General features: G+C 55.2%; 25 protein-coding genes and 2 tRNA genes. 17 read left to right on the top strand and 10 right to left on the bottom strand.

All coding sequences use genetic code 11. The features are described 5' to 3' along the window. Nucleotides 1-97 precede the first annotated feature (97 nt). Nucleotides 98-472 carry a hypothetical protein gene (locus tag ACQZ51_RS21345; protein ID WP_448780354.1) on the bottom strand — a complete coding sequence of 125 codons (375 nt, stop codon included), beginning with the start codon at nucleotides 470-472 and terminating at the stop codon, nucleotides 98-100. 1,223 nt (nucleotides 473-1,695) lie between these two features. Between ACQZ51_RS21345 and ACQZ51_RS21340 the strand changes: the two genes are divergently transcribed. The 3 genes from ACQZ51_RS21340 (at nucleotide 1,696) to ACQZ51_RS21330 (ending at nucleotide 3,429) form a co-directional block, all read left to right on the top strand. Beyond that, on the top strand, nucleotides 1,696-2,586 hold the full coding sequence (locus tag ACQZ51_RS21340; protein WP_448780352.1) for a hypothetical protein: 891 nt from the start codon (nucleotides 1,696-1,698) through the stop codon (nucleotides 2,584-2,586). 274 nt (nucleotides 2,587-2,860) lie between these two features. Further along, complete coding sequence (locus ACQZ51_RS21335; RefSeq protein WP_448780350.1) at nucleotides 2,861-3,013, top strand: hypothetical protein; 153 nt, start codon at nucleotides 2,861-2,863, stop codon at nucleotides 3,011-3,013. Between the two features lie 71 nt (nucleotides 3,014-3,084). Continuing rightward, entirely contained in the window at nucleotides 3,085-3,429 is a 345-nt protein-coding gene (locus ACQZ51_RS21330; RefSeq protein ID WP_448780348.1) for a hypothetical protein, read from the top strand. Between the two features lie 325 nt (nucleotides 3,430-3,754). Here ACQZ51_RS21330 and ACQZ51_RS21325 read toward each other — a convergent pair whose 3' ends face one another. Both ACQZ51_RS21325 and ACQZ51_RS21320 read right to left on the bottom strand, forming a co-directional pair. Beyond that, nucleotides 3,755-4,042: a hypothetical protein gene (locus tag ACQZ51_RS21325; protein ID WP_448780346.1), complete on the bottom strand. Its 288-nt coding sequence runs from the start codon at nucleotides 4,040-4,042 to the stop codon at nucleotides 3,755-3,757. A gap of 24 nt (nucleotides 4,043-4,066) precedes the next feature. Beyond that, nucleotides 4,067-4,684 (bottom strand): hypothetical protein, encoded by a 618-nt coding sequence (locus tag ACQZ51_RS21320; RefSeq protein WP_448780344.1) that lies wholly within the window; start codon nucleotides 4,682-4,684, stop codon nucleotides 4,067-4,069. 339 nt (nucleotides 4,685-5,023) lie between these two features. Between ACQZ51_RS21320 and ACQZ51_RS21315 the strand changes: the two genes are divergently transcribed. The 9 genes from ACQZ51_RS21315 (at nucleotide 5,024) to ACQZ51_RS21275 (ending at nucleotide 9,202) form a co-directional block, all read left to right on the top strand. Next, nucleotides 5,024-5,986: a hypothetical protein gene (locus ACQZ51_RS21315; protein ID WP_448780342.1), complete on the top strand. Its 963-nt coding sequence runs from the start codon at nucleotides 5,024-5,026 to the stop codon at nucleotides 5,984-5,986. A 103-nt stretch (nucleotides 5,987-6,089) separates the two neighbouring features. Continuing rightward, nucleotides 6,090-6,632 (top strand): hypothetical protein, encoded by a 543-nt coding sequence (locus ACQZ51_RS21310; protein WP_448780341.1) that lies wholly within the window; start codon nucleotides 6,090-6,092, stop codon nucleotides 6,630-6,632. 12 nt (nucleotides 6,633-6,644) lie between these two features. Then, nucleotides 6,645-7,247, top strand: coding sequence for a hypothetical protein (locus ACQZ51_RS21305; protein WP_448780340.1), 603 nt, complete (start codon nucleotides 6,645-6,647; stop codon nucleotides 7,245-7,247). A gap of 79 nt (nucleotides 7,248-7,326) precedes the next feature. Next, nucleotides 7,327-7,403: transfer RNA gene (locus ACQZ51_RS21300), tRNA-Met, on the top strand. 3 nt (nucleotides 7,404-7,406) lie between these two features. Next, nucleotides 7,407-7,480, top strand: a tRNA-Trp gene (locus ACQZ51_RS21295). A 19-nt stretch (nucleotides 7,481-7,499) separates the two neighbouring features. Continuing rightward, a complete protein-coding gene (locus tag ACQZ51_RS21290; protein ID WP_448780339.1) occupies nucleotides 7,500-8,162 on the top strand; it encodes an Acb2/Tad1 domain-containing protein in 663 nt (220 codons plus the stop codon). Continuing rightward, nucleotides 8,159-8,737 carry a hypothetical protein gene (locus ACQZ51_RS21285; RefSeq protein ID WP_448780337.1) on the top strand — a complete coding sequence of 193 codons (579 nt, stop codon included), beginning with the start codon at nucleotides 8,159-8,161 and terminating at the stop codon, nucleotides 8,735-8,737. Before ACQZ51_RS21290 ends, ACQZ51_RS21285 begins: the two co-directional genes overlap by 4 nt. Further along, on the top strand, nucleotides 8,730-8,948 hold the full coding sequence (locus ACQZ51_RS21280; protein ID WP_448780336.1) for a hypothetical protein: 219 nt from the start codon (nucleotides 8,730-8,732) through the stop codon (nucleotides 8,946-8,948). The genes ACQZ51_RS21285 and ACQZ51_RS21280 overlap by 8 nt, the downstream gene beginning before the upstream one ends. A 32-nt stretch (nucleotides 8,949-8,980) precedes the next feature. After that, the gene (locus ACQZ51_RS21275) at nucleotides 8,981-9,202 is read left to right on the top strand and encodes a hypothetical protein (protein ID WP_448780334.1); all 222 of its coding nucleotides are present in this window, start codon (nucleotides 8,981-8,983) and stop codon (nucleotides 9,200-9,202) included. A gap of 91 nt (nucleotides 9,203-9,293) precedes the next feature. Here the strand turns inward: ACQZ51_RS21275 and ACQZ51_RS21270 are convergent, their stop codons facing one another. From ACQZ51_RS21270 to ACQZ51_RS21240, 7 genes are all read right to left on the bottom strand, one after another. Further along, complete coding sequence (locus ACQZ51_RS21270; RefSeq protein ID WP_448780333.1) at nucleotides 9,294-9,557, bottom strand: hypothetical protein; 264 nt, start codon at nucleotides 9,555-9,557, stop codon at nucleotides 9,294-9,296. After that, entirely contained in the window at nucleotides 9,554-10,213 is a 660-nt protein-coding gene (locus ACQZ51_RS21265) for a ParA family protein (protein WP_448780331.1), read from the bottom strand. Before ACQZ51_RS21265 ends, ACQZ51_RS21270 begins: the two co-directional genes overlap by 4 nt. Nucleotides 10,214-10,282: 69 nt before the next feature. Beyond that, entirely contained in the window at nucleotides 10,283-10,741 is a 459-nt protein-coding gene (locus ACQZ51_RS21260) for a hypothetical protein (protein WP_448780329.1), read from the bottom strand. Continuing rightward, the gene (locus ACQZ51_RS21255) at nucleotides 10,741-11,313 is read right to left on the bottom strand and encodes a hypothetical protein (RefSeq protein WP_448780328.1); all 573 of its coding nucleotides are present in this window, start codon (nucleotides 11,311-11,313) and stop codon (nucleotides 10,741-10,743) included. The genes ACQZ51_RS21260 and ACQZ51_RS21255 overlap by 1 nt, the downstream gene beginning before the upstream one ends. Before the next feature lie 113 nt (nucleotides 11,314-11,426). Further along, a complete protein-coding gene (locus tag ACQZ51_RS21250) occupies nucleotides 11,427-11,897 on the bottom strand; it encodes a hypothetical protein (RefSeq protein WP_448780326.1) in 471 nt (156 codons plus the stop codon). 43 nt (nucleotides 11,898-11,940) lie between these two features. Beyond that, nucleotides 11,941-12,132, bottom strand: coding sequence for a hypothetical protein (locus ACQZ51_RS21245; protein ID WP_448780325.1), 192 nt, complete (start codon nucleotides 12,130-12,132; stop codon nucleotides 11,941-11,943). Continuing rightward, on the bottom strand, nucleotides 12,129-13,703 hold the full coding sequence (locus ACQZ51_RS21240; RefSeq protein ID WP_448780323.1) for a DEAD/DEAH box helicase: 1,575 nt from the start codon (nucleotides 13,701-13,703) through the stop codon (nucleotides 12,129-12,131). The genes ACQZ51_RS21245 and ACQZ51_RS21240 overlap by 4 nt, the downstream gene beginning before the upstream one ends. 77 nt (nucleotides 13,704-13,780) lie before the next feature. Here ACQZ51_RS21240 and ACQZ51_RS21235 point away from each other — a divergent pair, with 77 nt between their 5' ends. The 5 genes from ACQZ51_RS21235 to ACQZ51_RS21215 are packed head-to-tail and all read left to right on the top strand — an operon-like array spanning nucleotide 13,781 to nucleotide 16,443. Then, nucleotides 13,781-14,512 (top strand): ParB/RepB/Spo0J family partition protein, encoded by a 732-nt coding sequence (locus ACQZ51_RS21235; RefSeq protein WP_448780321.1) that lies wholly within the window; start codon nucleotides 13,781-13,783, stop codon nucleotides 14,510-14,512. Continuing rightward, complete coding sequence (locus ACQZ51_RS21230; protein WP_448780320.1) at nucleotides 14,512-15,171, top strand: ParB/Srx family N-terminal domain-containing protein; 660 nt, start codon at nucleotides 14,512-14,514, stop codon at nucleotides 15,169-15,171. Before ACQZ51_RS21235 ends, ACQZ51_RS21230 begins: the two co-directional genes overlap by 1 nt. 32 nt (nucleotides 15,172-15,203) lie before the next feature. Further along, nucleotides 15,204-15,635: a hypothetical protein gene (locus ACQZ51_RS21225; RefSeq protein WP_448780318.1), complete on the top strand. Its 432-nt coding sequence runs from the start codon at nucleotides 15,204-15,206 to the stop codon at nucleotides 15,633-15,635. Continuing rightward, entirely contained in the window at nucleotides 15,632-16,273 is a 642-nt protein-coding gene (locus tag ACQZ51_RS21220) for an ATP-binding cassette domain-containing protein (protein ID WP_448780317.1), read from the top strand. Before ACQZ51_RS21225 ends, ACQZ51_RS21220 begins: the two co-directional genes overlap by 4 nt. Further along, nucleotides 16,270-16,443 (top strand): hypothetical protein, encoded by a 174-nt coding sequence (locus ACQZ51_RS21215; RefSeq protein ID WP_448780315.1) that lies wholly within the window; start codon nucleotides 16,270-16,272, stop codon nucleotides 16,441-16,443. The genes ACQZ51_RS21220 and ACQZ51_RS21215 overlap by 4 nt, the downstream gene beginning before the upstream one ends. Nucleotides 16,444-16,524: the final 81 nt, after the last annotated feature.

The following is a 16,524-nucleotide window of genomic DNA, read 5'->3' as shown; positions in this document are numbered from 1 at the left end:
ACACTTATGTCCAATTCCTTATGCCGTCCACAAGGGTCACAATAGACGTCATAGCGGAAACCCATGGCGATCATACCGTCCCATGTGGAATTATCCATCACACTCGGGGCACGCCCAACTTTGAACCGCAACCGGAGAACTTGAACGCCATCAGGTGCAATTCACGTAAATGGGGCTCAATCCTATCGTTATAAATGGCAAAACTCTGGTCACTGGCGTTGTAGACGAACGGCGTGAACCCGTTATATCCACCGAACCCGTTTTTGGCGTTCACCATTCCACAGACAACACCCTTCCGGGCATCTCCAGAGGGAAGAGTCGGGTGACTCAGCTTCATAAACTGAACGCTCGTAGGATCCTTAAAGGAGCCAACTGTCGCCTCCATCATCTTGTCGGTTATCGCATCGCCTAGAACCGCACGACTATCATCAACAATCTCGGCTGATTTCGCCCCACTCGCTAATACGACCAAAGCGCACGCTATCCAAACCCTCATAAGTCCCTCTACCACTTCAACCCTAGATATGTTGCACAAAGTTTACATTCAACCAACCAGAGGCTCAACAATGTAAACATAGTCCAGGCAAGCCCACCGAATAGCACCCAAATTAACCCCAAAACGTAAACATCACCTAAGCCCGAAAGTCACCTTCTCTGGCGCAAACGTAACACGATGTTTACATTAGGTTGACACTTTCAGCCCCAAAACACTCTTTTCGGCAAAACGACAACATTACAGCGCTCATCACCTCTATAAGCGAAACAGACATAGAAGCTCACACAGAGCGTCCTGCGTATAGAGAGCGAACGATAGAGCTGAACACATGCCGAAAGCGCTACAGAGCAAACCTCGAGTCAACCTGAACGTCATACACCCCAGAGCGAGAAACATATTCCGGTGTAGAGACGCACAGCACTCATTCCCTCATAGAACACCATAGAGAGACAGACCCATAGACAGGTGCATATGCGTAGGTGCGTGTGTGCGTATAGAGCAAGGGTGAATAGTTTGTCGAAAAGCTGGGAAATGAGGAAGGAGGATGCCGGCCGCGCCGCGCCTACCCATGGGCTTCCATACCGACCCATGACCTCCCGCACCGAATAGCATTCTCCATGGACTGCCACGACATGCCAGACGCACCCATGGGACACGATCCGACGCACACCCCTGTTGCTCTCCATGTGACCCTGACATAGACAGCAGTATGAGCTTGAGCAGTGTCACCCGGACTGCTCGACAAGAGGCACTGTTTCGGTGCCCTCTTTCTCTAAGTTGCTGAAGCCAGTAATCGGGTGTGGACTGGACAATTATGAGGGCGCGTGTGGACTTCTGTTCGCCGCGCCTTTTCTTTTGGCCGGGGAACGGGGCGCTCTATGTATGCCGGAGAGTATCTGATCTCCCTGCGCACAGTTGTCCTCATCCTGTCTATTACATAAACCTTATAGATATATCAGTATATGACGACAGACGGACTTTTATGACCACGGGAAACGGTCTCTCCGGCGTCAATCCATGGCGACCCATGGGTTTAAAGGTTCGCGGTGTATAGACAGGGCGGCGGCTCCCGGTTTGAAGATCACCCTTGAAGTCCTGCGTATCATCCTGCCGCGCTCCATGAAATGCTTTGCTATAGTCTAAACATCGAAAGCGACAAGACTTTCGAAAGCAAGCAACGCTCTCATAGGAGAAAGACAATGACTAAGGCACGCAAGAACAAAGCCGTTAAGACCGTCGCAGCACCTGTTGAACAACTTCCAGACATGGGTTCGTTCTTTGCCGACGTGAATGCCGCGGCTGAAATCATCACTGAAGAGGCGAAGGCATCTGATGCGATCCTGAAACTTCTCGAAGAACAGGCCGCGCTCGAGGCCCAGGCCAAGGCTGAAGCTGAGGCCGCTGCACCTCAAGAGGCGCCGGTCGAAGAAGAAACCACTGACGAAGCCATCGTCCTTCCGCACACGCCCGGCGACATCAAGGAAATGATCGCGAACGTCACCCTTGAGCAGCGCACCGCAAAAGCTGCCGAGATCGCGTCCGAGCTTGCGACCCGTATAGACAACGACACACGGGGCGAGCGCGTCATGGGACCGTCAAAGCTCAACAGCTTGCAGAAGGCGCAGAAAGAACTCGCGACAGTCGGCGCAGCAGGCTTCTTCGTTGCAGCAGACATCGACCCGTCGTTCATCAACCGCTCGATCTCGGGTGACGGTCGCTTCAACGTCTACGCCCTCGACAAGATCCGCGACCTCATCACTGGTGTAGACGGCGGCTTCTTGAAGAACCCGATCAATCGCGCTGTGCTTCTGAGCCTCTTCAACTTCCGGGACGCCGGTGTGCCCTTCACGATGGGTGCGATGCAGGCAGCGATCAGCCATGACGTGAAGGTCGAGGGCAAGAACATTCTCAAGCACCTGGTTCGTCACACGGTCGCAGCGTCTACTGCACCGACACAGTCATCGCAGATGAGCCATGCTCTACAGGCAATGGGTATTGTTACGGCACAGACGATCGGGCGCATGACGACCTTCACGCTCACCGACACACCTACTGTGCGCCGCCTCGAGCAGGTGCTGCGCGCAGCGTAAGCCATAACCACAGAGGGAGAGGAGGTAGGCGCTTCGGCGCCTATTTCTTTGCCTGATGATGCGGGGTCGGGGAACGGCTTGGATACAGGGATCAGCCGGAGGATTGATCCGGCCCGTCGCCTGGTGGCTGGCCTTCACCTGGTCTAGGCCAGGCCCTGTTCCGCCCCTCCCCGGCCAGGCCGCGGGCACCCATGGTTTCATCACCCTCCAGACACCTGCCGCGCCCCGTTTCAGCACTTGCTAATATCAATTATCAGCAATTGGAGAGACGCACATGACGAAGATCATCGCAGCCTATCACGCATTTCCCTCTGACATCGCCGACGACATCAAGCGCTTCGTGCGGGACGTAGCAGCCTTCGTCTCCATGGTCGTCTTCATCGGTGCGGTCCTGGTCTGGGCGGGACATGTCGCGGGCGTTGTATAACCCTGCCGACGAATACTGAAATACTGATTACAGTAAATACATAAGCAACACAGACAGAGAAAGAACACACAATGTCTTACACAAACGAAGTTTTCATGCAGCGCTCTATCGCACAGGCAGCTCAAGCGCTCGATCTCGTCAATGCGTGCAGAAATCACAAGCTCGCGGCTGACAGCGGCAAGCATCGCACGCTTGCACTCATCATGAAGGAAGCGTCTGAGCGCTTTCAGAAGCTCGCAGCAGGTCAGACTGTCGTGTCTGCGGAAGACTTCTTCAGGCTGTCGATCGAGCGCTCGCGTCAGGTGCAGCGTGAGACAGCAGCACTCATGAAGATCAGGCGCGAAAAGCGTGAGCGTGATGCAGCAGAGCGTGAAGCGGTTCTCGCTGACATGCAGCGCGCAGGTATCGCAGCATAAGCATCTGCTAAAACGAGAGTGCGCTCACAGGGCGCATTCTTGCTTTGTCAGGTGAACGGGGTCGGTTCAGGCTGGTCTCCATGGGTCGGGGAACGGCTTATGCACAGGGACCGACGGAAGGCGTTGCCTTCCTTGGGCCGGCCTGCCGCGGACCAGCGCCAGGCACAGGGTCAGGGGAAGGGGCCCGCCGAACCCGAAACCTTCCGGTTAGGTTCGGCTCTTGGGTGTCAGGCCCCTGTTCCGTCCCCTGCCCGGCTGCCAACGAAAAGGCCCGGCTCGAGGCCAGGCTATCAGTATCTCCTTATTTCCGTATTTCAGGCTATCCTTATTCAGGCCGACACAGCGCTGTGTGGCTGACAGTGAGCCCAGAGCCCAACTCATGCTTGGTGGGCTTGTAGGCTTCCAGAAGCACCTGGCAGTCTTCATAGGACAGGTCGTGGTCAACAACTGCCTGGTTGGCGGTGCCTGGTTGTCCGGACACGGCTGTCCAGGTGGCGACTATAAAGGCGAAGGTGTGCATGGCTGACCTTGGAGGAATGGAGGAGAAATGGGCCTCTAACCCATGGGCGCGGGATGCCCGGTAGGCGCTTGAGCTATGTGAGTGAGCGCTCATCACGCTCACTCTATTAGCTAGTGCTTATGCTGCTTCTAGCTCTGCATCAGCATTGACGCGCTCATCAGTGACTTCAAGCAAATCATCGATTTCGATATCAAGCTTCTTTGCGAGTGCGATCGCAATCGAATTGATATTGATCTCATATGCGTTTGCGAACGTGTCGCTTTTCTTGAGAATGTTGAGCGTGACAAGCGCGTCAATCGATGTTTGATGCTGCGCGTTGATTGTCTTTTCATCGAGAATTGCGCTGCGAACGAAAAGCACATTCTTCTTTGCTTCATCAGTGATCACTTGATCGCGTGAGATAGAGCAAATTGCATCGCGCTTTGTGAATGTGAGATTAGCGCGTTTGCAGTTCAAGACAGAGCGAAACACTGCATATGTGTTCTTCTCGTTGTTTGCGTCTTTGTGATCGATGATGATTGCAGCGAACTCAATCGCTTTGAAACTTGCATACATCGCACGCAGCATTCGGGATGCGTCGATTTGCGAGGAAGTGAAGAGCTCTGCAATCGTCTGATTAGAGACAATAGCTTGATTGCGCTGCAAACGTTCGATGTTGCTTTTTGTGCTATTCTTTTCGATTGCAGTCTTGATGCGAGAAGCGAAAGCAGTTGTGTAAGTGTTTGTCATTGTCATGTCTTTCTCTTTTATGAGCGTTGCTTGCTCTTTTGTTTCAACGAAGCGTTTTTGCTCTCTGTTGATGTCTATATTTATAGTCGAAGTCTTAGATATTGTCGAATAGTCTGAGGGGGATGCCTTCTGTGTCCACCGAGCTCCCGGCGTCCTATCCTCCTCTCCCGATATCCCGGACTCCCCTCTCCCGGATCTCGTTCACCAGGATTGAGGACTGACCTCTCCCCTACCCCGCCGAGACATATGCCCTGACCCTATCCTCCCATGTCGTCACAACCACTTGGCGTTGCAGCGGCCCGGTGATATGGAAATCAGTAAATCCCTATTTCAGTAGAGCGTTTCATGCCGTCTATACCTATCGGTGAGTTCGAGATTGACACCGGAACTTTCAGCTATTTTGACGCGCTGATGCGCAAGAGCCTGATGCTTCAATGGTTCAACGAGAACTACGAGGATCCGTGGAACAGCCTGTCCTATGACCGAGAAGACGGTTTCATCTGGGGTGACAATGGCCCGTTCGAAGCGCGTGAGGTCTTGGAAGATACCTTCGGGGATATCATTCGGGAGCTCGACATCCACGAAGTGGTGCTGAGGATTGAGCGAAAGGGTGTCGAGTGGGCTAGGGTTGATAGACCTGCAAACTCCCGCCAGCTGCGTCCATGGACAATGAAGGATGTCCTTGCTCCGCCAGCTGATAAGGATGCTTACTGGAACGCCCTAAAGAGTCACGTCTACGACTTTCCCCAGGCGAGCGGGATGCCGAACTTTAGCGAAAATTTCTATCAAGTGCCTACACCACTAGTGGCCGGGATGGATGGCGACTTCTTTGTGGACCATTCTTTTGTAGGGCACGCCTTCGCACGGTCAGCCAAAGAACGGGACGCTCAGCGTCTGGTGGCTGCCGAGAGGCGGGCGCGGCAGATATTGGCCCGAGATCTTGCTGATGCGCGCCAGCAGTTGGCGGCGTTGACGCAGACGCATCCTCGAAATCATAACCGTCCGCCCGAAGAGTTGGAAACAGATTCACGAGTTGCTACCCACGTAAACAATATCAATATCACTATTGACCGCTTAGAGCTCAGCGTTAACTCAGAACGGCCACCCATCGCAGATGTCGTTGAGGATATATCGCGACTCCGCACCATTGCGCGGTGGTGCGGTCAACGCGCAAACGGCTTTTTGGATGGCCTGGCACCAGGCGTGGCCATGCTCTATGTCGGGTCGCCGGAGGTCATCGACCGTATCGTGGGCAAACTGCTGAAGTCCGCGACCCACTGGTTAGACCTTATGCTCAAGCTGCTCTAAACATGCTTTCCTGAAATCAGTATTTTCTGATTTCAGGAAATCTCCTCACTTGCTAGCGCGAAAATTTCGTGCCAGAGCCAACCATAGAGGGAGAAACGACAGCATGGACCTGGATAACCTATACGGAAAGGCGCGCGGCCCGGCCAAGCCGATCAAGGCTTCGGAGCTCGTATATCCGCCGAAGAGTGTGCAGAAGCTGGACGCCAACAGTGCTGTTTGGCTAAAACAATACCTCTGCTGCGAGCATGATCTTCGGGCAATCGGCCTCTTCCCCAAAGTCGCGCACATGCTTTGGATTATGGATACTCACGGCGATATCTACTTTGCCGTTGAAGAGATGATCGATGACGTGGGAAATCTTATTGGTGTGCTGCCGAAAAGCATAAGCGCCCGTCCGGAGAAGATGACAAAGCTGGGCCACCCCTCGTTAATTCCGCACGCACAGAAATTCGCGAGAATTGGGGGAGAGCTGGTCTACGATCCGATTAACGAAACGGACCCCATCACGACCTATGACTACTGCCTAACGAATGAATCTGGACGTTATGGGATGCGGAGTGAAGTCGAAGAAGAGCATCTGGTCGCGGTAGCTGGTAAATTCCTCGAAGAAGGACTATCTTTCCAAATAACCTACTATGGAAGTTAAAGGCTCCAGATTATGAATATAGCCGATTTACGTCCATCCGAGCTTGCGAAGTTACCAGCCCTCCTCGTTGACCCAACAGCGGTCGATGGTTTTTTGAAGGGCTTGCATCACTTTCTACTGCACACTGTGCCCGATGGCGGAGCTGAATCCGACCGTATCTTCACGACGACGCTAAAACTGTCTCACGTCAAAGTATGGGACCACATTCCCGTCCATACCCTTGCCCTAACAGTCGCCGACGTTCCAGGTGACAGAATGGGTCTTTTTGTGGAAGGTCTCAGACCCGATCGGTATGGCACGGCACTTCTTTCGGCGCTTATCAAAACGAATGGACTGCCGACCTCCGACCCCTCCGAGTTTATTCGAAATGACCTCCGGTCAAGCATGACTGCACCAGTTCCTTTGACTCTCCACCTTTCTCACGGGGCCGAGCCGTTACTGCATGAAGGGATGCGGCTAGCGCAACCGATGCTCTCAGACGAGGCACTCACCCGGCTGGCTGCAACGACACGTCATATGTGGATGAGTGATGTGATGCGGGACGTGGCGCTGACAGAAGAGGATATCCTGAGAAATATCAGAGAACTCTCGGTTTCAGCTGGAAAAACACGTTGAGATTTCCGATTTCGGCATCCAGGGCTCAGTTGTATGCTTGACTGTAAGTAAACATTTACTTACATATGGAATACCAAAACGCGGTGTAGCTCAGCCAGGTAGAGCGGTGGCCTCATAAGCCACATGTCGGGAGTTCGAATCTCTCCACTGCAACCAATCGGGTGTGTAGCTCAGTGGTCGAGCAACGGTCTCCAAAACCGCAGACGAGGGTTCGATTCCCTACTCACTCGCCAACATACTCCTGGAGCCCTCATGAACCACCCCTATTCAAGTCTCGTGTGCAAGGGCAGCGTGATGCTCGGGAACGGCTGTAAGCGCTGCGAACGTTGCACCAACGAAACCGATGCCATTCGAGCAATCAGCTGCGATCCTACCCGAGATCCTGCCAAGATCATTCGTGCTGGCGAATTGACTCAGAAGATGAAGGAGCTCCAGGCAGCCAAGGCTGAAAAGGCTGACACGCATCAGGTGCCGATCAACACCACCGTCGATTCCCTCTCCGTCGTGGACGCCAACATTGGTGAGCAGGTCACAGCTGCCATGAGCGAGGCAGTCACGACGCGCCGCATCACCGCAGGCAGTCCTTCTGGGAAGTATCATACTGGCGGTTATGTCAACGCACCAAGCTTTGCGGCTGGTGGCGTCGCGGGCCTGCCCGTGAAGGGCTACAAGGCAACCCAGGAGCCTTGGAAGATTGCCATGGTCAATGAGAACAAGATCCTCGAGGAGCTGGTCCTTCGCCAGATCGAGATCCATACCGCGACCGGTGGTATTGACCAGCGTTTCGTGGCGCTCGCGCGCACCAAGATCCAGGAAGCATTTATGGAGCTCAACCGCGCTGTCTTCCAGCCGGAGCGTCTCGCTTCGCTTGATGGCGCAGAGGCTCTGATGAGCAAGCTTGGAGCCAGCCGATGAGCACCGTCGTTTATTCGAACGGCGTTATGGCCGCTGACACACGCGCCTATTCTGGAAATGGTCATCCGATCGGCAACAAGATGAAGATCCGTCGCCTCACGGATGGCTCGCTGGTTGGCGTCACGACCAACGTCGTCGGCTTCTCCGAGGCATTCATGGCCTACATGGAGACGAAGGACGACAACGACCTGCCTGGTTGCGAATTCGCCTTCGATGCGCTGCACGTCAAGCCGGACGGCCGGGTGTTCCTCTATTGCGATAGCCTCTCGCCTGCTGGCCCTCTGATTGGCGAACACTTCACGATCGGTTCCGGCCGCAAGTATGCGCTCGGCGCCCTCACCTCTGGCTTGGATTCAGTGCGTGCTGTCGAGGTTGCCGCACAGCTCGATCAGTTCTCTGGGCTGCCTGTTGCTGCGCTTCCACTGCACGAACGCGCTCCTGAGCTCTCTGTGCCCGCTTCTGAGCCCGTTGCACTCGATCAGTGGCGTGACGGGACGAACTGCACCGTTATTCAGGGCGGCACGATCGCAACGACTGAAGACGCCCTCGCCTATCTGGCGGCCGAAGATGCGTAATCCGTTCTCCGATGATGAGGATCTCGATGTCCAGGCTGTCAATCTGACGGCCGGCATCGCTCGCATGACTGACGGCACGACGCGCGAGATCACCAATATGTTCGACTGCGACAGCGATGACACCACTGACCCGGTCGCCGCTCTCTCCGCCGTCGTCAAGGACCATGACGATCGCTGGCTCGCTATCGATCTGCTGGCCTACGATCAGTAAAACCTTATTCCCTTAAAGCAGGATATCCTGAAATGAAGTTCTCCAGTCTCACCGCTGAAAACAAGCTCTACGTGATCTTCTCCTATCTGATTGCCCTTGTGCTGATGGCTGCTGTCATCGCCTGGGCGTCTGTCCTCATTCCCGTGACCTTCGCAGTCTTTGCCGGGGTTTACCTGCTGTGCTTCCTGATCGGCTGGACCGCTCGCGGCGCGGTGCTCGTGATCCGGAAGGTCAAGGCGCTCTTCGGATACTGAATACTGAACTACTGAAATCCATAAAACAGTTAAGCCGTAGATAGCTATTCGCTGCCTACGGCTTTTCGTATTTCAGGATATCCTGAAACCCTTATTTCTTGGATGGCGGCACTTTGATGTTCAGCTGCTTGTTGGAGATCTCGAAGAGCAGCTCACGCATGGAAATGCCGCGCATGGACGCCGTCGTCTTGAAGGCCGAGTGCCATTCTGCTGGCACGTTGAAAGACATCATGATCTCTTTCCGTCCGCGCATATTGTTCGCCGCCTTGACGGGCTCACTGGTGGCGGCTTCCGGAAGAAAGCTCTTGCTGGGTGGCGGTGGCGTGGCGGCTCGGGTCTGCTTTAGATCGGTCATGCTGCTTCCTCTCCAAGTTTCGTAACGTGAGCGACGATTTCAGCCGCCAGTAGATCGGCGGTTTCCTCGAGACGCTGCGTATTTAATCCTTGCACCTCGGATAGGCTGTATCCGTGATTCTGGGCGCGCTGATAGGACGTTTTAGACGTGATGTGATTTTCGCACACTGCAAAATTCGTAGCCGTGCGCAGATAGTTCCTGGCCGCAATGACAGCAACCTTTGACTCTGTGGTCTTGTTGAGCACAAAGAGAATGCGGGCCTTGTCGATGCCTTTCTCCACGAGTTCGTTGGCAAACATGAGCTGTGGTTGAAGATCATCAAGAGGCAGTCCGGTCGGAACGACAATGAGATCGGAGACGCGGGCGATTTCCATCGAGGACTGGTCAGAATCCGGGCGGCCGTCAGCTACCACGAGATCAGCCTCATCAGTTCTGAGCCTGGTTGGTCGGTCAAATGCCTCAGCCATGATCTTGGGCTCGATCAGATTTGCCTTACGAAGCTCACCCCAAACGACCGATGTCAGTTGCTTGGTGTTGAAGTCGGCGATCTTCACTGTCCAGCCGGACACGGCGTAGGTGCGGGCAATCAGCCGGGCGAGGGTGCTTTTACCCACGCCGCCCTTCTGAGAAAGGCAAGATATGACAAGCGAGGCCATGATAAGGTTTCCCGTAAATACTGATTTCAGTGAATATGGAAACCTGTAGACCGATTTGGTTAAGAGAGTCTATACACCATCCCAAAGTCCAGCACGTCGGCGCTCGTAGATCTCCGGATCAGGGCCGTTGTCGTCGCACGCTGTGAACTGATCCAGGTCAAAGACCGCTTCAAATGTATCGGCATCCAAGTTCAACACGTCCCAGATTAGCCGAGCACCGCCGGAAGATAGCTCTTCGACCTTGCGGACGCTTTCGGGAACCTTGTAGGTCTTGACCATCATTCGGAGGTAGTCCGCGTCGGTATCCATACGGAACGGGTCGAGCGACACACTGACCGTGTCACGCTTGAGCCGGATCGTGTTGAAAGCGGCCGTGTCTGGTATTAGACCGTCACCGTCAAATCCGCCTGGGAGAAAGTGGCGTTCGCCCTCATCCGGAGGGACCGCAATGACGAGGTCGCGCGCGGCAGCCTCGCTCGGTCGGAGAGCAATCTCCCCGACCATACGTCCGTTGCAATAGACCTGCATCAGATATCGCACTGATGCTCAACAGCGCCAATCACTGCGATCAGCTTGGTCTTGAGATCGGCGCGCGCCTCGTCAGGGCTCAGCCCGCGTGCCAAACCGTCGTTCAGAATCTGATGGTCGGCATAGGATGCGTTGTAGCGGTCGAATGCGTAAGGGGAGGGGCCTGCGAGCGGGTTGACGATCTCCAGCACCAGCGCGCCGTGGTTCTTCCAATAGAGACCCTGTTCGCGCCGCACTGAGCCGAACGTGGTCTTGGCACCCTTGGGGCGAGCGTTGTGGCTCATGATAGGGATGATGTCGCCGCCGAACTTCTCTTCAAAGGCATTGCCGATCTCACCGAGGATCTCGCGCACGGTGTATTCGCGCCCGTTGAGCATGATCTTCTCGAGCTTGCCTTCCTGTGTGAAGACCTGGTCGTGAGTAAGCCCGAAATAGTCGATGGCGATCAAGCGCAGCGGGCGGCCGTCGTCAGCCTGCTCGTGACCGTAGACCTCTTCGATGATGCGGGCGGCTTCGGTCTTGCCGCTGGTCGGGTTGCCACAAAGGCCGATGATGTCAGGAATCTTATTCACTTATCTGTCTCCGTTGTAAGTAAGTGCTTACTTACTTTATAGCGGAAATGAATGTGCCCCGCAGACGAATGCGGGGCACAAATACTGAATTACATATTTACTGGTTTCCTGAACTACTGCCTGTTTTGCTCTTGAGCCCAAGCCAATTGCTTCTTGGCAAGCTCCTGCCGCTCGAAGTCTTTGTTGACAGCTATCCAGCTAAAATTCACGGCGGTCATGAGAAGGGCGAAAACAATAGTAACCGCCCCCTTATACCAGATTCTGTGCTTCTCAGGTTTGACCTTGTCCAAACTCCGAAATGCGATGTAAAGAATCTGGAGCCCAAGAATTGCCGGAATGATCCAACCAAAGATCGCGATGCAGGTCCACAAAGCCACTTTATACCCAAACCCAAGGTCCGGCCCGAGACCAAAATATGCTCGGTTCAGAAGAAGAGCGAAGGCGAGCAGCCAAAACGCTCGATTTACCATCGCAATAATGTCCGACAATGCCTTCCCGGCACCAAACGCGGCTTTTGCTTTATCTACTTCGAACCCCGGTTTTGCCGGAGTGGTGAGAGCCTCAAAATATTCTTTCAAAAACAACGGTCGTCTCCTGATTGTGATGGCCGCTCATACTGCAATTGGATTAATGATTTATGGAAATACTGCTTTCAGTATCTCCAGCCATGGTGCGAAGGCGAAGAGCCAACGTCTTCACCTTCCTGGCCAGCTCCTCATTCTCGGCGCGAAGCTTGTCGTTTTCTGATCTGAGGAAATCCTCGGTCATCACAGCCATGCCGCGACTGTTGAAGAAATGGATTGGGTCTACGGGCTTCATGCGGCCACCTTGTCGAATTCGTGCCAGGGGAAATTGTCGTTGGCACCCAAAATGCCTTCGACAAAACCGGGTGTCTTACGAATGATGTTATAGCGCTGGTTTGCGTGGTCTCGCAGCGTATTGTTGAAATTGATCGAGTAGTCGGCGATGAACGCGATATTGGGGCCGCGCTTCTTGGCGCGTAATGCGCGGCCGATCTGCTGGCGCAACTGCACCTCGGCCTTCATACCACCGGCGCGCTGAAGCAGGCCGATCGCAGGCACGTCTACGCCCACGTCAAGAATGTTGGTTCCGACGATCGCATCCAGTTCACCGGAGACGAGGCGAGCGATCTGGGCAAAGCGCTCCTTCATCTTGTTCTCGCCGCGCAGGAACTCGATCTTGATCCCGTTCTTGCGATAGAACTCCATGATGTTGTCGCCATGCGCTGTCCGGGCGACCAGCACCAGGATAGGGAGCTTACGCTTCTGGGCCTCGAGGGCGTCGATCAGCATGGCGTCGAGCATGGTCTGACCCTGAACATACCCCAGCGTATAGGCGCGCTCAAAAGGTGACGACTTGTGGAGGCCCTTCGGTGGCTCGCAGTCCACGAGCTTGAAGTAGGGCTTTGCAAGGATGCCGCGGTCGATCAGCAACTTCTCGGAAATGTCGATCAGCACGGGGCCGAAGGCTGCCATCAGACGCATGTTGTCGGCGGCGCTGTCACGCATGAACGGGGTTGCGGTGAGGGCGACACGGATCGATGCGTTCTTGCAGTGCTTCAGGATCTGGAAGTAGCTCGAGCCGCCGGCCTCATGAGCCTCTTCACCGATGACCACCTCGATCAGTGCCAGAAACTTGAGGATTGCATTGCGGCGCTTTGTCTTCTTCTCGAACTTCTCTGTCGCCAGCCGGACGATCTCTTCACGGCTGATGTTCTCGTTGCCCTTCTTCGTGCCGTAGTTCGTCTTCACGACCGCGCGGATCTCCGCATCGAGCGAAGGCTCCTCTACGGACTGCACGAGCGTCTGAACCATCCCCAAGTTCACACCCCGGACGAACTTCATTTCACCGTCGCCGATCTGTCCTGTGTCCAGGCCCATCGCCTTGAGCTGCTCATCCATTTGGTAGAGCAAAATGCCGCGTGTGGTCACGAAGAGGCTCATGCGATTGAACCGTGCGACGATCAGCTTGGCGATCTTGGACTTACCGCCACCCGTTGCCACGCGAATGATGCCGGCGCCATGCTTCTCGACCTGGCGCAGTGCGTGCATCTGATAGTCATAGCGGGGATCGTCATTGCCGAACTCGTCTACAATCGGGTTCTCGGGACCAAGAGGTGTCGCGATCGGGCGCGTGATGTCGGAGACGTAGTGGCCGATCTTGGACAGCTCCTCCTTCACCAGGTGAGCAAAGCCAGCCGGGAAGGTCTGTGTGCCGGGCGAGTAGAAGGTGCTCTTTCCGGACCAATTGCCAATGCCATTGGTTTCGACCTCGTAGGATAGGAGCGAGGAGACGAACGAGGATACCTCGCGGGGAGGGTTCACAAGCTTCGCCACTACAGAATTTCGGGCCAATTGGACGTGCGTCATAAAGAATTCCTGGGGCTGGCTATTGCGTTCAAATCCAAATATAGTAAGTAAACACTTACTTACATAGGATGCAGTTCATGCGCAACATCGAATTTCTGACCGTCAGCGTCGAGGCTCTCCGGAAGAATCCCTGGAATACCAACAAGGTTACGCCCGCTAATGAGTCGAAGATCCGAGCGTCGCTTGAGCGCAACGGAATGTTCAAGCCGATTATCGTTCGCCAGGTCGATGGTGTAGCCGGCTTCGAAATCCTCGGCGGCGAGCACCGCTGGGAGCAGGCCATCGAACTCGGTGCTACCGATGTCCCCGTCGCCAATCTCGGGTTTATTTCCGACAAGCAGGCCAAGGAAATTGGGGTGATCGACAACGCTCGCTACGGCGCTGACGACACCCTGTCGTTTGCTGAGCTCCTGAAGGAGCTGGGTGATGTCAATGAATTGCAGGACTTTCTTCCTTACGGTTCAGCAGATCTCGATGCGATCTTCTCTGCTTCTAGTATAGCGCTGGATGACTTGGAAATTGACGAAAACTTAGAACGGGAATTGGAAGAACACGAGGAAGTAGAAAAGCCTGCAAAGCTTGCCAAGACCCACACGGTCATGCGGTTTAAGCTTTCGCTCGGTGATGCCGAGAAGCTTACTGCTTTGATCTCCAAGACCCAGAAGGTCCAGGGCCTTACCGCCGAAGACGACCTGACGAATGCCGGCGATGCGCTGGTCCACCTCCTTTCCGATGACTTGAATTCCACCGTGCCCTCCAGCTCCGTCTTTGACGAAGAACTGGATGAGCTGCTGAAGGACGCACAGTAATGAAGCACTTCCCCATTGAACTGATCGACATCGACACGCTGAAGCCATACGCGGCCAATGCAAAGAAGCACCCGCCTGAGCAGGTAGAAGCGCTCGCCAACCTCATTAAGAAGTCTGGCTGGACCCAGCCGATCGTCGTCTGGAAGGACGGAACGATCATCGCAGGTCACGGCCGTCGCCTGGCGGCTATCAGCCTGGGCCTCAAGAAGGTGCCAGCGATTGTTCGCTCCGACATTACTGAAGCTGAAGCTGACGCCCTGCGCCTGGCTGACAACCGCGTCACGTCCACTGATTACGACCAGGCTGCGATCCAGATCGAGCTTCAGCGCCTCTCTGGTGAACTCGACGGCGACCTGCTGCTGACAGACCTCGGCTTCTCCGACAAGGAACTCGACTTCTCGCTTGGCGATCTGGGTGAGTTGAACCACGATTTCTTCGTGGAAGATATCTCGGCTGCCGTTGAGGTCCAGAAGGCAGAGAACGCCAAGAAGGCTGAAGCAACCGATGACACTGCCGCGCCCGTCGGCGATGCGCTGGGCTTTAAGCGCGTCACAATCGCCGAGAGCCGCAAGCTGCGCGAGCTGATGGCGCGCATCGAGGACCGCTCCGGGAAGAAGGGCGTCGAGGCGCTCATCTATGTCCTCGAAGCCACGTCCTGAAATACTGATTTCCTGAGATAAGGTAATACTGAATGACTGATACGACCGACAACGTGATCTCTTTCGGCTCCCGACGCCCGTTCGCTCAGGTGCAGGCCGAGATCAAGGCCGAGACTGAAGCGGCAATCCAGGTGGCAGAGGAAGCCAAGTCGGCGGCCGTCGTTCACCACAAGGAAACCCTCCTCAAGATGCTGAGTGAGGTCACGGCGCTGGTCGAAAAGGATCAGCTCGAAGGGCTCATCATCCTGGGCCGCCATGTCGAGACCAAGCTGTTCTACACGGACATCGCGCTGGATGCTCGGCTCATCCCTGCCCACGACTATTTCGCCTATGTCGGCCTGTTGGAGACGGTGAAGCTGGAACTGGCTGACACCACCGCTATGGCACCGTCGCTGATGCCCGACGGCACGGTCCTGTCCCCTCATGTTGTCGTGGTCGATGAAGAAGGGGAGATCCTCGAGTGACCGAATACACCATCACCCGCAAGTTCAATACGTCTGTAGAGCGCACCAGCCGCGTGCTTGAGATCGCTGAGTCCTTTGGTCTGGGCCTCTCCGATAAGGAATTCGTCGTCTATGACGGCCTGACCATCGACATCAAGCAGGGCGATATCGTCTACATCACCGGTCAGTCCGGATCGGGCAAGTCGCTGCTGCTGCGCGATCTCTCGGCACAGATGACGGCCGGCGGTCTCAAGGTCGCCGACCTGAACAAGATCGAGCTGGAGGAGCGCCCTGTGGTGGAGCTGCTCGGCGCAACGACCAATGAGGCTCTGGACCTGTTGGCAAAGGCCGGGATCTCTGACGCCTGGATCTATATCCGCAAGCCCTCGGAGCTGTCCGACGGTCAGCGCTACCGCCTGAAGCTCGCAATTCTGATGGCGTCTGACGCCGATGTCTGGATCGCAGACGAATTCGGAGCCGTGCTCGACCGTGTGACCGCCCGCGTGGTCGCCTTCTCGATGCAGAAGGTAGCCCGGCGCGCCGGCAAGACCTTCATGCCCGCTACCACCCACGACGATATGGTCGCCGAGCTGGCGCCTGACCTCACTATCACAAAGCGCTTCCGTGAAAAGGTGGAAGTCGAAGGAGCGTCGGTATGAAGGCAAAGCTCATCATCAACACCGGTTCCGGCAACATGATCGTCCGGATCCCTGACGTGACCGACCACGCGATCAACGAGCATTTCGTGTCGCTGAAGACGAAGAGGAGCATTCACTCATATGCCACCCGGACCGTCGTTGAGCTCAATCTGGAAGAGGTTGTTCACTGATGGAAATCGTCATCGTCACAGGTCTCGCACTTCTGTTCTTGATCTATCTCGAAGTGAAGATCAGGCAGCGCGAGCTTGACA

The organism is Agrobacterium sp. CG674 (genome assembly GCF_053521645.1).
The sequence above is the reverse complement of the archived record's forward strand: the minus strand, read 5'-3'. Positions and strand labels throughout refer to the sequence as shown.

What these genes read in the sequence shown, in the direction of transcription:
- ACQZ51_RS21230 (WP_448780320.1), top strand. Translation starts at nt 14,512, where the DNA reads ATGAAGCACTTCCCCATTGAACTGATCGACATCGACACGCTGAAGCCA.
- ACQZ51_RS21330 (WP_448780348.1), top strand. Translation starts at nt 3,085, where the DNA reads ATGTCTTACACAAACGAAGTTTTCATGCAGCGCTCTATCGCACAGGCA.
- ACQZ51_RS21290 (WP_448780339.1), top strand. Translation starts at nt 7,500, where the DNA reads ATGAACCACCCCTATTCAAGTCTCGTGTGCAAGGGCAGCGTGATGCTC.
- ACQZ51_RS21235 (WP_448780321.1), top strand. Translation starts at nt 13,781, where the DNA reads ATGCGCAACATCGAATTTCTGACCGTCAGCGTCGAGGCTCTCCGGAAG.
- ACQZ51_RS21265 (WP_448780331.1), bottom strand. Translation starts at nt 10,213, where the DNA reads ATGGCCTCGCTTGTCATATCTTGCCTTTCTCAGAAGGGCGGCGTGGGT.
- ACQZ51_RS21215 (WP_448780315.1), top strand. Translation starts at nt 16,270, where the DNA reads ATGAAGGCAAAGCTCATCATCAACACCGGTTCCGGCAACATGATCGTC.
- ACQZ51_RS21225 (WP_448780318.1), top strand. Translation starts at nt 15,204, where the DNA reads ATGACTGATACGACCGACAACGTGATCTCTTTCGGCTCCCGACGCCCG.
- ACQZ51_RS21240 (WP_448780323.1), bottom strand. Translation starts at nt 13,703, where the DNA reads ATGACGCACGTCCAATTGGCCCGAAATTCTGTAGTGGCGAAGCTTGTG.
- ACQZ51_RS21285 (WP_448780337.1), top strand. Translation starts at nt 8,159, where the DNA reads ATGAGCACCGTCGTTTATTCGAACGGCGTTATGGCCGCTGACACACGC.
- ACQZ51_RS21245 (WP_448780325.1), bottom strand. Translation starts at nt 12,132, where the DNA reads ATGAAGCCCGTAGACCCAATCCATTTCTTCAACAGTCGCGGCATGGCT.
- ACQZ51_RS21305 (WP_448780340.1), top strand. Translation starts at nt 6,645, where the DNA reads ATGAATATAGCCGATTTACGTCCATCCGAGCTTGCGAAGTTACCAGCC.
- ACQZ51_RS21320 (WP_448780344.1), bottom strand. Translation starts at nt 4,684, where the DNA reads ATGACAATGACAAACACTTACACAACTGCTTTCGCTTCTCGCATCAAG.
- ACQZ51_RS21325 (WP_448780346.1), bottom strand. Translation starts at nt 4,042, where the DNA reads ATGAGCGCTCACTCACATAGCTCAAGCGCCTACCGGGCATCCCGCGCC.
- ACQZ51_RS21280 (WP_448780336.1), top strand. Translation starts at nt 8,730, where the DNA reads ATGCGTAATCCGTTCTCCGATGATGAGGATCTCGATGTCCAGGCTGTC.
- ACQZ51_RS21335 (WP_448780350.1), top strand. Translation starts at nt 2,861, where the DNA reads ATGACGAAGATCATCGCAGCCTATCACGCATTTCCCTCTGACATCGCC.
- ACQZ51_RS21270 (WP_448780333.1), bottom strand. Translation starts at nt 9,557, where the DNA reads ATGACCGATCTAAAGCAGACCCGAGCCGCCACGCCACCGCCACCCAGC.
- ACQZ51_RS21340 (WP_448780352.1), top strand. Translation starts at nt 1,696, where the DNA reads ATGACTAAGGCACGCAAGAACAAAGCCGTTAAGACCGTCGCAGCACCT.
- ACQZ51_RS21260 (WP_448780329.1), bottom strand. Translation starts at nt 10,741, where the DNA reads ATGCAGGTCTATTGCAACGGACGTATGGTCGGGGAGATTGCTCTCCGA.
- ACQZ51_RS21315 (WP_448780342.1), top strand. Translation starts at nt 5,024, where the DNA reads ATGCCGTCTATACCTATCGGTGAGTTCGAGATTGACACCGGAACTTTC.
- ACQZ51_RS21310 (WP_448780341.1), top strand. Translation starts at nt 6,090, where the DNA reads ATGGACCTGGATAACCTATACGGAAAGGCGCGCGGCCCGGCCAAGCCG.
- ACQZ51_RS21275 (WP_448780334.1), top strand. Translation starts at nt 8,981, where the DNA reads ATGAAGTTCTCCAGTCTCACCGCTGAAAACAAGCTCTACGTGATCTTC.